Source organism: Vibrio sp. J2-3(2022) (assembly GCF_021725735.1).
Taxonomy (GTDB): Bacteria; Pseudomonadota; Gammaproteobacteria; order Enterobacterales; family Vibrionaceae; genus Vibrio; species Vibrio diabolicus.
In genome coordinates, this window is the sequence record NZ_JAKKCK010000005.1 from 280832 (window position 1) to 297450 (window position 16619).

Sequence of the window (16619 nt, forward strand, 5' to 3'; positions counted from 1 at the left end):
AGTTGTCAGCCATCATAATGAGAGTGCTAGGGAGTTTAAAGAGGGGAAATAGATAAAGTCTGTAGATGGATACCTTTTGTCTTTTGGGAGATATGTCTGTCTGATGAGAAATGTGGTTGTGAGGTGGTCAATTAGCAGGTGTTTGTTGAAATGAAAGAAGGCGATTTGTCGTATCTGTGCTCGAAAGAAAGGGCGATCTTTCCATGATGATGTGTGCCTTCAGATATAAAAAACGCCACATGATGCGGCGTTTCTTTAACAAATGAGAGGCTTATGCAGCGTCTTCTTGCTTGTCTTCTTCTACAGATTCAAGCTTTTTTGCTTTCTTTGGTGCCGGTTTGCGTTTTGCACCCAGTGCGTAAAGCACTTCTTCTTTGTTTTGAGCGAGGTACATCGCAAGATCTTCTTGCTTACCTTCGTCTTCTAGAAGTTCACTTTTACCTAGCAGCGTGAATAGTTCGTCTGCCATGTCTAGCATTTTATCGTATGCGTCAGCTTCCGCTTTAGAGGTAAAAGTCATTTTCTCTTCTCCATTGCGTTCTACCACGTACTTGACGATTACAGCCATGGTTGGTCCCCTAACTTGGTGTATTGATACTGGCTTTTTATACAGTTTTTGACCAGTTAAGTCTAGCGACAAGCCTAAGAATGAGAGACACGTACAACTAACTGACCAGCATTTAAACTATCTCCGTTTCACTTGGAGGGCGTATTCTCTAGATAAAGGTTATTTGGTCGTTCCCAATCTTGGCAAAATTCGATAAACGTTCTGAGTAGTGGGCTTTGGTATTTCTCTTTGTGAACCAGTAGCCAGAAGCGACGTTTCATATCTAAAGGCATGTCGAGCAGTTGCACGCGACCGTCACGAATAGCAGGCTCAGCAGACAAGCGTGACAAGCAGCCCAAGCCTAACCCCGCCGATACTGAGTTGATCAACGCTTCGGTGGTATTGAGCTGAAAAGCTTCATGCCAATGTTCCAAGCGCGGCGCGACAACGCGCATAAAAAATTCGCGTGAACCAGACCCCGCCTCTCGTAATATCCATTCGCTGTTTTCTAGCTCGGTTAAATTTACTGGCCCTTCGTGCGCGGCTGGGTAATCTGGCGCGCAAATCACGCACATTTCATCTTCGTTAAACTGGGTGGACTGCAATTCAGGGTGAAGTGTTTTGCCTTCAATTAGGGCGATGTCTAACTCGTAATCGGTCAGCATGTCGCAGATTTGTGCAGAGTTAGAAATAAACAGGCTTTGAGAACGATGGTTCGTTTGCTGACGAAATTCGCTAAGCAAATAGGGCGCGACTTGGTTGCCAATGGTGTCACTGGCACCAATGCGAAGTTGGCCCGACAGCGCTTGATCACCATCGAAAATGCTCTCGATGTCCTTGGCTCGGTTGAGTAATTCATCCGCCAGTGGCAGCAGTTTTTGACCTTCTTGGTTCAAAATTAGTCGGTTATTAACACGATCAAACAAATGATGGCCGATCTGTTTTTCTAATTCTGAGAGTGCCATGCTCACTGCGGCTTTCGATAAAAAGAGACTATCAGAAGCTGCTGTGAGCGTTTTGTGCTGCGTGATCGTCGTAAACACTTTCAGTTGTTTAAGAGAAATGTGACTTGCCATACCCCACCGTTAAGTAATTTTGAACGTTTGTTTTAAATAATTAGATATATCGGAACGAAGTGCAAGCGTATTATACGCTCCATCAAGAGTGAGTCTGGTTGAGGTCATCATGATTCAAAGAACAAAAGCAAAAGTAATGGGAGCACCAACTCCGATGGCGGGTTTGGCTCTTGGTATTGCAAGCTTGGGCTGGAGTTGGGAGAACTTCGCCGAATTACATGGCTACGGACAGTGGATTAGTGCGGGTATCGCGAGCGTATTATTGGCTATATTGGCAACCAAGTTTTTGCTACATAATCATCTATTGAGACAAGATCTTGCTCATCCGGTTGTGGGCAGCGTGGTTCCGACATTTGCGATGGGCACTATGGTGGTATCGAACTCTCTCGGCCATTTTTACCCATTGGGTGGTGATGTGCTTTGGTTGATTGCGGTGGTTCTGCACATCGTGTTCTTGGTGAGCTTTGTTTACCATCGCGCCAAAGATTTTGAATTACACCACATGGTTCCAAGTTGGTTTGTACCGCCTGTGGGTATCATCGTTGCGGATGTGTCTTTCTCTGGCAACCCGATGTTAGCGCCAGTGGCACAAGGTGCATTGATGTTTGGTATGGTGGCGTACGCGATCATGTTGCCAATGATGATTTACCGTTTCATGTTTACCCATGAAATTCCGGATGCAGCGAAACCAACAATGGCAATCATGGCAGCGCCAGCAAGTCTATCATTGGCGGGGTACTTAACGGTCACTGCGACACCATCACCAGTGATCATCGCTATGCTATTTGGTATCGCGGTATTGATGACAGCCATCATTTACCTCGCATTCTTTAAATTGCTTAGACTGCCATTTAGCCCAGGCTATGCGGCGTTCACTTTCCCGATGGTGATCGGTGCGACGGCGCTGTTTAAAATGGCGAATTGGATGGAGTTGCAAGGATTGGCTGCGCACTATGTTCAACAAGTGCGAGGCTTAGCTGGTCTTGAGTTGATTGTGGCAACATTTGTTGTCTCTTATGTGGCTTTACAATACATCAACAACTTATTGATTCAGCCACGCTTGATGCACGCTCATCACGCTTAAATAGCAGATAGGAAAAAGCCTCTTGGTCTTACAACCAAGAGGCTTTTTTATTTCAATCGGCGTCGATGTTGGCGCTAGCCTTTTTTGTAAAATCGCGACATCTCATCCAGAGAATGACGAATGATATCGACAGGAACTTTCTGTTCTTTCTCGACTTTTAACTGGCGATTCAGTTGCTGAGAGTGCCCGCCAGGATTGACCACAAGCATCAGTTCTTTGCCGACCAATGCATAGTTGTAGTAGCTGCCAGCAATATACCAATCGCGAGGGGCAGAGTTATCAAACAAGTTATGACCAACACTGTATGAACTCGTTGTGCCTTGAACGTCAAACAGCGTATTCATCATGGTTGGCACGACGTCAAAATGGGTCGTGCGGTAATCAATTTGCTCTGGTTGACGATTTGGCATGTACACGTAAAGAGGCACATGCACTTGTACGTCACTGTAGTTACCCGTGTGGCCCCAATAGTTCATCTTATGGTCATTAAACTCTTCACCATGATCAGATGAAATCACCACAATGGTATTGTCTAAGTCGACGTTTTTCAGCACATCACCAATCAAGCTATCGATGTAGTACAACGAGTTCTTGTATCGATTGTGGTAAAGCGAAGCGTCAAAATCGTTGTTGAGCAAAATGTGGTCAACGCGTTCCCAGTATGGTTTGAATTTCGCAAATTCAGGTTCGGGAAATACTGTGCCGTGGGCGGCATCGTAGAACAGAAAACCAAAGTACGGTTTGTCGCTGTCCTGCTTTTGGAACTCGATGAACTTGTCTGTGATCTGCTGATCGCGCTCGACGGCCGTTTCTCCAGTTTGTCTCAGAGTCAAGTCCGACACTTTTTTGAATACCGTGCGAGAAAGTGGCGGGCTGGTGAGCGGTGCTGAGCCAAAAATGCCCATGCGGTAGCCTTCTGCTTGCAGCGTATCCATAAAAACAGGAGAGCGTTGGCTTGCGTAAAAGCTTTCCCAGTAGGTCGCGGGCAAGCTGTAAAACAGGCTGAAAATACCCGCTTGAGTTGAGTTGCCGCCGCTCATGTGTTGTGTGAAATTCACCGTTTTTTCGGCGAACTTGCTGACATTTGGCATGACTTCCGGCGTCGCATCACTATAGCGCCACGCGTCAACCAAGATAAACAAAACATTGGGCTGCTTCTCTTTGCTTTGCACTTGAATGGGCGCAAGCGGGTAGTTGAGTGAGCTACGTTCAATGTTGGTTAACTCTACGCGGTTCTTCGATGCAATGTTCTCATCCACTAGGTCGTGTTTGTAAATAAATTTACGAGCCGTCAGCGGGTAGTAAAGTGGCCAGTTATTCGAAAACTGACTGACTTCATCGTCGTAAAGCGCGTTTTTGTACGCATGAATCATCTGTGTGCTGAGCAATACAGCAAACCAGACGCTGATCAAAACGAACTTAGCTCGGCTTTGTGCCAGTTGATTACTTACCCAAACGGTACAAGCGAGCCCGATCACCAGAACGGCAACTTCACTGATGAAGATCAGCCAACTCATCCAAGAAATATCGAAGACATCACCGCCACCTTCGAAAAACATACGGATTAATAGAGCGTTGATGTGAAGTTTGTATTGCTGAAAAACGAGGATATCGACTTTAAACATGATCAATAGACAGATCGCGATAGCGATCACGATGCCTTTGAATGCTCGAGTCGGTAGAAAAGAGAGCAATAAACTCAACAACATAAATGGAAGAGCGATCAAGCCCAGCCAGCCATATTGAGTCGAAACCAAATAGTAACCTTGCAACAAGGTTAGTGGTTCATTCTGATTGTTAGACAACACAAAAGGATAACAAGCGATCGACAGATACACTGCAAAGCAAGCAAAAAAAGCAATCAGCCAAGCGCTGTTGAAAGACAGTTTGCGAAACATACTTTTTGTTTGTTTATAAATTATGGGTAGTGGGATTATAAAACAGTGTTTTTTATTATGGAATAGTTGCGACGAATGTCACATTTTGTACGGAGGTGTCAGAATTGATTGACATGTGAAAATTAAGAAGATTCATACTCTATTTGAGTGATATATAATCTTTTGTTTTTTCAGAACGCGAGATCACTGCGGGTTTAAATGGGGCTGTGCTAAGCTAGCTAACAGTTTCAATCGGCGCTCGGTATTCCCAATTTGTTTACTGTTTATCACTCCAACCAAGTTGACGTTCTTAAATCACTCCTTGTCGAACTGATTCGAATCAGTCCGCTGGAAAACCCGTTCGAAAAAGAACAAATTCTGGTTCAAAGTCCGGGCATGTCCCAGTGGCTAAAAATGGAATTGGCCAAAGAGTTTGGTGTTGCCGCGAACATTGATTTTCCGCTTCCTGCTACCTTCATTTGGGAAATGTTTACGCAGGTGTTGCCAGACGTGCCCAAGCGCAGTGCGTTTAACAAAGAAGCGATGACGTGGAAGTTGATGCATCTGCTACCGGGGCTTCTCAACCAAGACGTGTTTTCGCCGTTAGCGCAGTACCTCAAAGATGACAGTGACCACTCTAAGCTGTATCAGCTGGCTGAGAAAATTGCCGATATTTTCGATGGTTACTTGGTGTATCGTCCGGAATGGATCGCAAGTTGGGAAGCTGGGCAGAGTGTGGCAGAGCTGGAAGATGAGCATCCGTGGCAGCCGATCTTATGGCAAGCGTTGTACGATCACACTGTGTCGCTTGGGCAGTCCCCTTATCACCGCGCTAACCTTTATGAGCACTTTATCGACACATTAGCGAATTTTAACGGCAACTTTGACCATATACCCAAGCGTTTATTTGTTTTTGGTATTTCCTCGTTGCCGCCACGCTATATGGATGCGCTAAAAGCAATTGGTGAGCACATCGATGTGCATCTGATGTTCACCAACCCTTGTCGCTATTACTGGGGTGAAGTTCGAGATCGTAAATATCTGGCTCGCTTGGCGGCGAAACATCGTCAGCACGTTGTGTGGCAGGACGATCACTCGGAAGTGCAAGGTGAAACTGAGCAACTGAAAGGCTCATTGGAAGATAATGTGATCGATGAGCTGCACACCGATGTGGTCGGAAACAGTCTGTTGGCGTCCATGGGTAAACTCGGGCGTGACAATATGTATCTGTTGTCTCAGCTGGAGTCTCATGAAATTGAAGCGTTTGTTGATGTTGAGCGCGACAGTCTGCTCCATCAATTGCAAGCGGATATTCTCAATCTTGAAGAACATCAAGATGACCAACAGATTGAAAACAGTCATCACAAACAAGTGGTTAGCTTGGGTGATAAATCACTGAGCCTACACGCTTGTCACAGCCCGATGCGTGAAGTGGAAGTGCTGCATGATCAACTATTGGCGATGTTCGATGCTGACCCAACGTTAAAACCGCGCGATATTATCGTGATGGTCGCGGACATCAACGCTTACAGCCCTGCGATTCAGGCGGTCTTTGGTAACGCTCCGGGTGAGCGTTTTATTCCATATTCGATTTCTGACCGAACCGCCGATCAAGAGAGCCCAATTCTGGCCGCATTTATGCAGTTGGTGAACTTACCCAATACGCGCTGTTTGGCATCAGAACTACTCGAGCTTCTGGAAACGCCATCGATATTAAAGCGTTTTGAACTCAGCGAAGATGATTTCTTACAAGCCAAACAATGGGTTGAGGAGTCGGGGATTCGCTGGGGATTGGATGCCAATACCGGGCGCGAATTTGAACTGCCGGAAACCCGTCAAAACACATGGCAATTTGGTATTCAACGCATGTTGCTTGGCTACGCGATGCCAGAATCCGCAGGTTTATTTGAAACCGAGCAAGGTAGTTTATCTCCGTACAACGAAGTGCAAGGCATGGGCGCAGAGCTTGCGGGCAAGTTGGCACACTTTATCCAACAAATTAGCACTTATCGCAGCAAACTTTCTCATGTTCAGACTATTGATGGTTGGCGAGAGACTTTGGTTTCACTGCTGGATGACTTCTTCTCAGTTGAGTTAGAAGGCGAAATGGCGCTCAAATCCATTCGCGATACGCTCAGCCAACTCAAAGAGCAATTGGCTGATGCCGCATTTGATGATGCGTTATCGCCGTCGATCATCAGCCAATACCTTCAAAACAAATTATCTGGCACACGAGTCAGCCAGCGCTTCCTGGCTGGTCAAGTGAACTTCTGTACCTTGATGCCGATGCGCTCTATTCCGTTTAGAACCGTTTGTCTGCTGGGGATGAATGACGGCGTGTACCCGCGTTCCATGCCGCCGGAAGGCTTTGACTTGATGACGGGAAGAACCAAACCGGGCGACCGTTCGCGCCGAGATGATGACCGTTACCTATTCCTCGAAGCGATGTTGTCTGCACAGCAAACGCTCTACATCAGTTATGTTGGCCGTTCAATCCAAGACAACACAGAGCGAGTGCCTTCGGTTCTGGTTTCTGAGCTGATGGAATACTGCCACCAAAACTATTGTTTAAGTGGTGATGAAGCGTTGCCCGTTGATGAATCTGGCGACAATTTATTAAATGCGTTGGTGAATACCCACGCCATGGTGCCGTTTAGCCCAAGTGCGTTCCAAGGCACGCACGCCAGCTACGCGAAAGAGTGGATTCCAGCGGCATTGACTCAAAGTAGTCAATCGCAAGGCTATGTTCGTCGTGATTTTAATCGGGCATTAGACGACTATCTGTTAGGAGCGACGTTCCCACTTGAGCTCGACTTAGTCGAGTTGCAACGTTTCTGGCGCTTACCTGTGCAGTATTTTTTCAATCGTCGCTTAAAAGTAATCTTTGAACCGCCACTGCCGGTGATGGAAGACGACGAACCCTTTGTTTTAGGTGGTTTGGAAAGTTATCAAATGCGTGATGAGCTGTTAGAAGCCTTGCTTGAAACGACATTGATGCAGCCAGAGAAAAAAACAGAGGTGCTTAAACACTTTATGAGTCAACAGCGTGCGCAAGGCAAACTGCCGGTGGGGGCGTTTGGTGATATCGAATTTGAAACCAACCGAGTTCAGGCGGAAGAGCTGGTGGATAAACTGGCGTTTTTATCTGGTGCGCCTCAAGACGATTTGGAAATCGACCTGACGTTTGACTCCTTATTTGAGCGAAATGAAGGCGAAGAGAAAAACGTTCGCCTAACAGGTTGGCTAACCCAGTGTTACCAATCTGGGTTGATTCGCTATCGAAGCGGTAAGATTCGATCGCAGGATTACCTTGCTGCGTGGATCGATCACCTTGCCATGTCGGCGTCGGGTCATGCTAAGAAAACCCATCTGATTGGCTACGATCGTAAAGAAGGCGCGCTGCATTTGATCTACCCAGAAATTGCCGATGCGCAGTATGCCAAACAGCTACTGACTGAATTAGTTCGCTTATTCTTCGAAGGCATGACTAAGCCTTTGCCTTATTTCCCGAAAACGGCGTTGGCTTGTGTTGAAGCAGGTTTTAGCCGCGGTCAGTGGGTCGATGACGAAGAGAAATCTTTGAAGAAAATGGCTGACGCATTCAATGATGGCTTCATGAGTCCGGGCGAAGGCAATAACGCGTACATCTCTCGAATTTGGCCTGCTTGGAATGATGAGTTGGCCTCAGAAGTTCGTTTGCTGACAGCATTAGTACTGCAAGGTGCGCGCTTAGCGGTTCAAGACGCTGATGACGTAAAAGCGTAATAAAGACAGTTGGATAAAGAGAAGGAAGAGTAGGGTGGCCGCCAGAAAATCATTATTTTTTGTAGGGCGTTCGCTGTACGGCCACAAGGTCAGAGGGACCATGATACTTTTGTTTAATTCATTTGAGTTGTGCCGCCAAAAAGGTTTGGCTTATCTCGTGGGGCGCATACTAACGGTACGTCTTATGGATAACCGTGAGAAAGATCTCACAAAGCTCTAAATTATCCAACTTGTTAAACATATTAATAGAATTTTTAACTATAGATCACATTTATTAGGTGATACGTCCTAGTAAATAATCCGGAGAGATTCAGCGTTATGGATCAAATGTCAGGTGCAGAGTGTCCTCTACATACGTTAGACAGCACAGAGCGGCCTCAACCAACGCCACTAGAACCGATGACGTTTCCTCTGCATGGTGCGAGGTTAATCGAGGCATCAGCAGGTACAGGTAAAACCTTCACTATTGCAGGTTTATATCTGCGCCTTTTGCTTGGTCACGGCTGCGCGGAAACTAGGCACCGCGTACCGCTTACGGTCGACCAAATTCTGGTCGTAACCTTTACTGAAGCGGCAACTGCGGAATTACGCGATCGTATCAGGGCAAGGATCCATGATGCGCGAATCGCGTTTGCGCGTGGACAGAGTTCCGATCCGGTGATCCAACCTTTGCTTAATGAGTTTGACGATCACAAGCAAGCCGCAGAAATTTTATTGCAGGCAGAGCGTCAGATGGACGAGGCGGCGGTCTACACCATTCACGGTTTTTGCCAACGTATGCTAACGCAAAATGCGTTTGAATCTGGCAGCCGATTTAACAACGAGTTTGTGACCGATGAAAGTCACCTAAAAGCGCAAGTTGTAGCCGATTACTGGCGCCGCAATTTCTACCCGTTGCCATTTACCTTGGCTGGGGAAATTCGCCAGCTATGGAGCTCTCCATCTGCGTTGTTGTCTGACATCAGCAATTACTTAACTGGTGCACCGTTAAGCCTTTCCGTTCCTGCAATGAAAGGCAGTTTGGCTGATCTTCATACTGAAAATTTGAAAAAAATTGATGAATTAAAAGCACAGTGGCGAGAAAGCCAAGATGACTTCTTCACGCTGATTTCAGATTCAGATATTAACAAACGCAGCTACACCAAAAAGTCTCTGCCGACGTGGTTGGAGGCGGTAAACGCTTGGGCAGCAACGGAAACCACAGGTTACGATTATCCAGACAAGCTGGAGAAATTCGCGCAAAACGTCTTGTTGGAAAAAACACCGAAAGGCAGTGCGCCGCAGCATGCGGTATTTGAAGCCATTGAAACATTTCTTGCCAATCCAATCAGCTTAAAAGCGCCACTGCTTGCTCATGCGATTGAGCATTGTCGTGTGATGCTGGCCAACGCGAAAAATCAAAAACAGTGGCTCTCTTTCGATGATTTGCTGACGCAACTTTCTGCTTCTATCGATACGGACGAAAGCGAGCTTTTAGCGGCGCGTATTCGTACTTTGTACCCTGTCGCAATGATTGACGAGTTCCAAGATACCGACCCGCTTCAATACAGTATTTTCAGCCGTATTTATCTGAACAACCCGGAATGTGGTTTGTTTATGATCGGTGACCCCAAGCAGGCGATTTATGGCTTTCGTGGCGCAGACATTTTCACCTATATCAAAGCGCGTAACCAAGTAAGTGCCCACTACACGTTAGGAACCAACTGGCGTTCTAGCGCAGATATGGTGCAGGCGGTAAACCAAGTATTTGCTTTGCCAGACAGTCCATTTATCTATGATTCGGACATCCCGTTCTTACCCGTAAAATACAGTCCCAATGCCGAAAAACGCATTTGGACTATGGGTGGTCAAAAGCAACCCGCGCTGACTTATTGGTTGCAAGAAGCGGACGATAAACCGCTACCAAAAGGCGAGTATTTGACTCGAATGGCGGAGGCGACCGCAAGCCAAATCCAAACTATTTTGACGCAGGCTCAACAGGGGCAAGCGTGTCTGGTGAATGGCGAAAAACAGAAAGCGGTTCAAGCGGGCGATATCGCAGTGTTGGTTCGAACAGGTAGTGAAGGTCGAATGATCAAACAAGCGTTGGCTGATCAAGGCATTGCCAGCGTGTACCTGTCTAACCGAGACAGTGTGTTTACCAGTTCGGTGGCGCAGGATTTACAGCGTTTGCTGCAAGCGGTGCTGACTCCAGAAAATGACCGTGCGCTGCGTGCAAGTCTTGCTTCTGAGCTGTTTGCCCTCGACGCAGCAAGTTTGGATGCACTTAATAACGATGAAATTGTGTGGGAAAACGCCGTAAACGAATTCAAAGAATATCGCAAACTTTGGGTTCAACGTGGTGTGCTGCCGATGTTGCGCGCGGTGATCAGCAAACGCCATATTGCCGAGCGATTACTAGAAGAAGGCGCGAGTTCACAGGGTGAGAATGGTGAGCGAGTACTTACCGATTTAATGCACATTGGTGAACTGCTTCAACAAGCCAGTAATGAACTGGATAGTGACCACGGTCTGCTGCGTTGGCTCGCTCAGTCTATCAGTGATGCGGAAAACGGTTTGGGTGGCAGTGATGACCAAATCCAACGTTTAGAATCGGAACGTAACTTAGTGCAGATCGTAACTATTCACAAATCAAAAGGCTTGGAGTATGACCTCGTATTTCTGCCGTTTGTGTTCAGCTATCGAGAAGCCAGCGAAGCCAAATATTACGATGCAGCCAATGACTGCACGGTACTGGATATCACAGGCAACGATGCGTCCATGAAGCAAGCGGATAAAGAGCGTTTGGCGGAAGACTTACGCTTGATATACGTGGCACTAACGCGTGCTGTGTATGCGTGTTTTATTGGAGCCTCGCCTTTGCGCAATGGTCGTTCGACCAAAGAGCCAACTGGCGTACACCGCAGTGCGATTGGCTATTTGATTCAGAATGGTCAAGAAGGTGGCATTAACGATTTGCACCAAGGTTTAACACAGCAACAAGACGAGCTTGATTGTGTCGTTGTGGCCGATCCGCCGCAGCAACTCGAAGACAAGTACGTAGCGCCACAAGAAGAAATACACGATCTTAGCGCGAAAGAGCTGCAAAACCCTATCGACAGAAACTGGCGCATCACCAGTTATTCTGGCTTGGTCAAGCAAGGCTCTCATCACGCCGAGCATGATGCCACGATTGAGATTACGGGTTTTGATATCGACTCATCTGAAGAGCAAGACGAAGCGGATTTGGTGGAGCCAGAGCGTTCTATTTTTACCTTCCCTCGCGGTGCGCGTCCGGGTACGTTCCTGCACAGCCTGTTTGAGGAAATTGAATTTACTCAGCCAGCCACGACGGAAGAGAATACACAAATCATCCTTGGCTTGATGGAAAGTGAACAGCTCGATGAAGAGTGGTTGCCCATTTTACAGCAATTGATTGATACCGTACTCGCGACGCCGTTGGATGGTAAGTCTTTGCTGCTGAATCAAAAAGCACCGTCGCAACGTTTGGTGGAGATGGAATTTTTGTTGCCGATTGAAGTGTTGTCTGCGCCGGCGTTAAACCGAGTCATTCAACGTCACGACCCGTTGTCGGCGAAAGCGGGGGATTTAGGTTTCCAAACCGTGCAAGGCATGCTCAAAGGTTTTATCGACTTGGTGTTTGAACATCAAGGTAAATACTACGTGCTTGACTGGAAATCGAATCATCTTGGCGACGATGTAACGAGCTACCATGGTGAGGCTCTGAAATCGGCCATGGCGGATCACCGCTACGATTTGCAGTATCAGATTTATGCGTTAGCACTGCATCGTTTCCTACGCAGCCGATTGGCGAATTATCAATATGAGCAGCACTTCGGTGGCGTGTATTACTTGTTCTTGCGCGGCATGGATGGGCAGAGTGACCACGGCATTTTTGCCGCGAAACCAACCTTAGACTTCTTACAAGAGATGGATCGTTTGATTGATGGTCAAGTACTTGAAACGCGCTCAACTCAAGCCGGGCAGATGGAGCTACTTTAATGACGACAAATCACAATCTTCATTCTGGCCAAGATAGTTTATTGGTAGTGCTGGAACGCTTGGCGCACAAAGGTGCTATTCGTCAGCTCGACTACCAATTCGCCTGTTTTATTGATTCTCAAACGCATGATGAACAGTCGGACAGTCAAGCATTGGCGTTTATCGCGGGTGTTGTCAGTAGTGAGCTTGGCAAAGGACATATCTGTCTGTCTCTGTTCGATGCACAAGGGCAATCTACGGATTTAGCCAGTAAGCTAGGGCTGTTTGGTGAGTCGGCATTGGCGCTCAACACACAGTTGCAAGGCATAGACTGGATTCAAGTATTAAAAAATTCCACCGTGGTCGGCGCGCAAGGAGAAGCCTTGCCGCTGATGTTCGATGGCGAGCGTCTGTATCTGCACCGCTATTGGCATTATGAAGTGACACTGGCGGAAAAGCTCAATCAGTTGGGCGCCGCAGTTAACTTGCAACCACAAGAGTTTGCGCGATTATCGGAGTTGCTCAACCATCTGTTCGCACGCCAATACCATTTTCTGTTTAACGCGTTGGGCAAAGCAGTAGAAGCGGGAAGCAGCAACCAAGTGTTGCGTCAGCAATTGGTGTGTGACCACCTTGATGTGGTCGCAAGCGAATCGTTGGATTGGCACGCCATTGATTCCGTGCTTAGCAATGCGCGCAAGGTTCAGGATTTGCAGCAACTGGATGAACTGGTGCCACTTTCTGCTTGTGTGAACTGGCAAAAAGTCGCGGCGGCGGTTGCGTTAACTCGTCGATTTGCTGTGATTTCTGGTGGCCCAGGTACGGGTAAAACGACGACAGTAACCAAATTGCTTGCTGCTTTGATTGAACAGGCGACGCACGAGAAAAATCTAACCATCAAGCTGGTGGCCCCGACGGGGAAAGCGGCGGCGCGATTAACCGAGTCCATTGGTAAAGCAGTGCAAGAGCTGCCAGTTTCTCCGGAGCTAAAAGCCAAAATTCCGACTGAATCGAGCACCTTACATAGGTTGCTGGGCGCGATTCCTAATAGCGCAGAATTTCGTCACAACAAGCAAAATCCACTGCATTTGGATATTTTGGTTATCGACGAAGCGTCGATGGTCGATTTGCCAATGATGTACAAAGTGGTCGATGCCTTACCGAAACATGCGCGGCTGATTTTGCTAGGTGATAAAGACCAACTTGCCTCAGTTGAAGCAGGGGCAGTGTTGGGTGATATCTGTTCGTTCCATGCATTGGGTTATGGCAAAGAGCAGGCGTCAGCCATCGCAAAACTGACGGGTTTCGATACTTTAGCCCATACGGGGAGCAGTGCCTCCAGCATTGCCGATAGCTTATGTATGCTGCAAAAGAGCTACCGATTTGACGCTCGCTCAGGCATTGGTCAGTTGGCAAAAGCGGTTAACTCAGGTTCTGCTGCGAGCGTAGATAATGTCTGGGCGCGTGACTTTTCCGATATCGAACATTTCGCATTAAGTAGTCAACATTACAACCAAATGATGCAGACGTTGGTGCAGGAATACGGTCGTTACCTCAAACGCATTGGACAACAAGAAATCGATCCTAAAACCGGAGAGCCAGAGTCGCTAACGCACAAAGCCAAAGCGGCGTTAGATACCTTCAACCAATGCCGACTGCTGTGCGCGATCCGTGAAGGTGACTTCGGTGTGGCTGGGCTAAACCAACGCATCGAGAAAGCGCTCGCGGCGCGCAAGTTCATTCAAGTTCAGGATGAAATTTGGTATCACGGCAGACCCGTCATGGTTACGCGTAATGATCATGGTTTAGGTTTGTATAACGGTGATATTGGTATTTGCATGCGAGATGACAGTGAAGAAGAACCGCGTTTGAAAGTCTTTTTCGAGTTACCTGACGGCAGTGTGAAATCGGTCTTGCCAAGCCGAGTACCTGAACATGAAACGGCTTACGCCATGACCATCCATAAATCGCAAGGCAGTGAGTTTGATTACACCCTGATGATTTTGCCACCAGACTTTAGCCCGATATTAACCCGTGAGTTGATTTACACAGGCATTACCCGCGCGAAAAAGCGTTTAGCTCTTTACGCCGAACTCAATGTTCTGAAGCGAGGCATTAAAGTGAAAACTACTCGAGCGAGTGGTTTAGTACAGCGGCTTACTAACTAAAACAAGAAGACCGAGCTTATGGCTCGGTCTTCTTTTATGCATGTTTTGCAAACGCATTGGTAAAAGACACGCTGCGTATTTTGTATTGCTGTTGATAAGCAAGAATAAAATCTCGGATAGCGTCATTTACGGGGAAAACACAGTGGACGTCTAGGCCTTCTAAAAACTGATTGTCAGCCATATCCCAGAAGCTTTGAAGCGAATTACAAATGATTGTTCTCATAACAGTGCTCGTCTCGGCTTATTTAAAGTCAGATTAACAACTGTCCTTGGTACGCAATACGGAGCTAACTAGTTTTTCAATTGCCCAGTATTTTAGGGTGAAGGCTACATTTCATCACCTAGATCCATTCGTATTGGTTAAAAACCAATCACTAGCGAGCAGAGTATAGCCAACCAAATGTATATTTAAAAGATAAAATTGGAACGAAAATCAAGCAATGGTTTGCGTATTTCTAAGTTGGTGTTTATATGATGACTCGCTAGCTCGAAGCAGGATTTATGTGAGGCCTTACTCCAAAACAAACTTGATGTGCAGGATTGAGCGTCAATGAGCTGAATCCCGCACCTTGAGGTTTTGGTATAGCGGAGCGTTAAATTTTGCTTCGTGATTTAAGGTTAAGCTACAAATCTAGCGCTAAGATTTTTGACTTACGCTGGAAGTTATATAGCCCTTGTTTGGCTCCGGGCAAATAGTCGACACTGACTTCGTAAAAACCTTGCTCTCTGAACCAATGCAGACTGTGTGTCGTGAGGACAAAGATTTGATCAATGGTTTCGGATTTAGAACGATGTTTCATGTAGTTGAGCAGTAACAAACCTCGGTTCCCATCACGATAGTCAGGGTGAATCGCTACGCAAGCCATCTCTGCTTTGCGCTCTTCTGGGTATGGATAAAGGGCTGCACAGCCAATAATCAGACCGTCCTTTTCGATAATGGTAAACTTTCCAATCTCTTGCTCTAGCTGCTCTCGAGAGCGCCTAACGAGTACACCTTGTTCTTCTAAAGGACGAATGAGGTCTAAGATACCGCCAATATCGTCAATATTGGCTTGCCTCACTTGTTCAGCGCTCGCCATAACGACTTGGGTTCCGATACCGTCGAAAGAGAACAACTCCTGAATTAGGGCTCCATCTACTTTATAACTGATCAAGTGGCTGCGAGGTACTCCGGCACGGCAAGCGGCAATAGACCCTTTAAGAAAGCGCAGTGTCCCAGTGTTGTAATCTAGGTCAGGAGACGTATTTTCAGAGAGCGTTTTGATGACATGCTCCGCCTCAATTGGCAGCAACTCGGCGACAGCATTACCGTTGTCATCAATGACACCTTGTTCTGAACAGAAACCAATCAGTTTGTCTGCGCCTAATTTGATCGCCAGTTGTGTCGCAACTTCTTCAGAAAGTAAGTTAAAACACTCGCCAGTCACAGAGCTCGCAATGGGGCCAAGTAGCACAATAGAGCCTTGGTCGAGCGTGCGATTAATCGCGTCGGTGTCAATGCGGCGAATGCGTCCACTATGGCAATAGTCCACACCATCATCAACGCCGAGTGGCTGAGCAATGATGTAGTTTCCGCTAACGACATTGAGCTGGGTGCCTGCCATCGGAGTGTTGTTGAGGCTCATTGATAGGCGCGCAGTAATCGCAAGTTGAAGTTGTCCGGCAGCTTGCATAACAACAGATAAAGCCGATTCATCCGTAATGCGGATATTTTTGTGGTAAGGCGTAGTGAGGTCTTGTTTTTCTAGCAGCTGATTAATTTGAGGACGTGCACCATACACCACCACGACTTTAATTCCGAGGCTGTGCATGAGTGCGATATCATTAATAATATTGCCAAAATTTTTGTGTGCGACGGCTTCTCCGCCCAGCATGATCACCATGGTTTTTCCGCGGTGAGCATTGACATAAGGTGTTGATTGACGGAATCCTTTTACGAGAGCAGTACTACGAATTTTCACTACAGCCATTCCTTTGTTTAATTATGTTAAAATAATGCCTTTTTATTCACTTGGTGGCAAGGTGAAATTTTGGAATAAAGCACAAACATATTGAGGTAGGTTCTTGGTCCCGTTGAGGGGGAGAGTTACAATGAGCGCGTCTTTTCTCAACACGTGAACC

Annotated in this window: 9 protein-coding genes; 4 read left to right on the forward strand and 5 right to left on the reverse strand. The window is 46.9% G+C overall.

The window, feature by feature from the left end:
- Nucleotides 1-271: 271 nt before the first annotated feature.
- Together L3V27_RS18490 and L3V27_RS18495 are read right to left on the reverse strand one after the other, a co-directional pair.
- The gene (locus L3V27_RS18490) at nucleotides 272-568 is read right to left on the reverse strand and encodes a YebG family protein (protein WP_041852896.1); all 297 of its coding nucleotides are present in this window, start codon (nucleotides 566-568) and stop codon (nucleotides 272-274) included.
- A 128-nt stretch (nucleotides 569-696) separates the two neighbouring features.
- Complete coding sequence (locus L3V27_RS18495; RefSeq protein WP_237312483.1) at nucleotides 697-1623, reverse strand: LysR substrate-binding domain-containing protein; 927 nt, start codon at nucleotides 1621-1623, stop codon at nucleotides 697-699.
- A gap of 109 nt (nucleotides 1624-1732) precedes the next feature.
- Here L3V27_RS18495 and L3V27_RS18500 point away from each other — a divergent pair, with 109 nt between their 5' ends.
- A complete protein-coding gene (locus L3V27_RS18500) occupies nucleotides 1733-2707 on the forward strand; it encodes a TDT family transporter (protein ID WP_065645487.1) in 975 nt (324 codons plus the stop codon).
- Between the two features lie 74 nt (nucleotides 2708-2781).
- On the opposite strand, the gene L3V27_RS18505 is transcribed toward L3V27_RS18500, so the two are convergent.
- Nucleotides 2782-4605: a DUF3413 domain-containing protein gene (locus tag L3V27_RS18505; RefSeq protein WP_237312485.1), complete on the reverse strand. Its 1824-nt coding sequence runs from the start codon at nucleotides 4603-4605 to the stop codon at nucleotides 2782-2784.
- 252 nt (nucleotides 4606-4857) lie between these two features.
- Between L3V27_RS18505 and recC the strand changes: the two genes are divergently transcribed.
- The 3 genes from recC (at nucleotide 4858) to recD (ending at nucleotide 14498) form a co-directional block, all read left to right on the forward strand.
- On the forward strand, nucleotides 4858-8349 hold the full coding sequence (gene recC / locus L3V27_RS18510) for an exodeoxyribonuclease V subunit gamma (protein WP_237312487.1): 3492 nt from the start codon (nucleotides 4858-4860) through the stop codon (nucleotides 8347-8349).
- A 327-nt stretch (nucleotides 8350-8676) separates the two neighbouring features.
- Nucleotides 8677-12351, forward strand: a complete 3675-nt coding sequence (gene recB / locus L3V27_RS18515; protein WP_237312533.1) for an exodeoxyribonuclease V subunit beta — start codon at nucleotides 8677-8679, stop codon at nucleotides 12349-12351.
- Complete coding sequence (gene recD / locus L3V27_RS18520) at nucleotides 12351-14498, forward strand: exodeoxyribonuclease V subunit alpha (protein WP_140340112.1); 2148 nt, start codon at nucleotides 12351-12353, stop codon at nucleotides 14496-14498. Before recB ends, recD begins: the two co-directional genes overlap by 1 nt.
- 34 nt (nucleotides 14499-14532) lie before the next feature.
- Here the strand turns inward: recD and L3V27_RS18525 are convergent, their stop codons facing one another.
- Nucleotides 14533-14721, reverse strand: coding sequence for a hypothetical protein (locus tag L3V27_RS18525; protein ID WP_005380230.1), 189 nt, complete (start codon nucleotides 14719-14721; stop codon nucleotides 14533-14535).
- Between the two features lie 400 nt (nucleotides 14722-15121).
- Entirely contained in the window at nucleotides 15122-16459 is a 1338-nt protein-coding gene (gene argA, locus L3V27_RS18530) for an amino-acid N-acetyltransferase (RefSeq protein WP_012841478.1), read from the reverse strand.
- Between the last annotated feature and the right edge of the window lie 160 nt (nucleotides 16460-16619).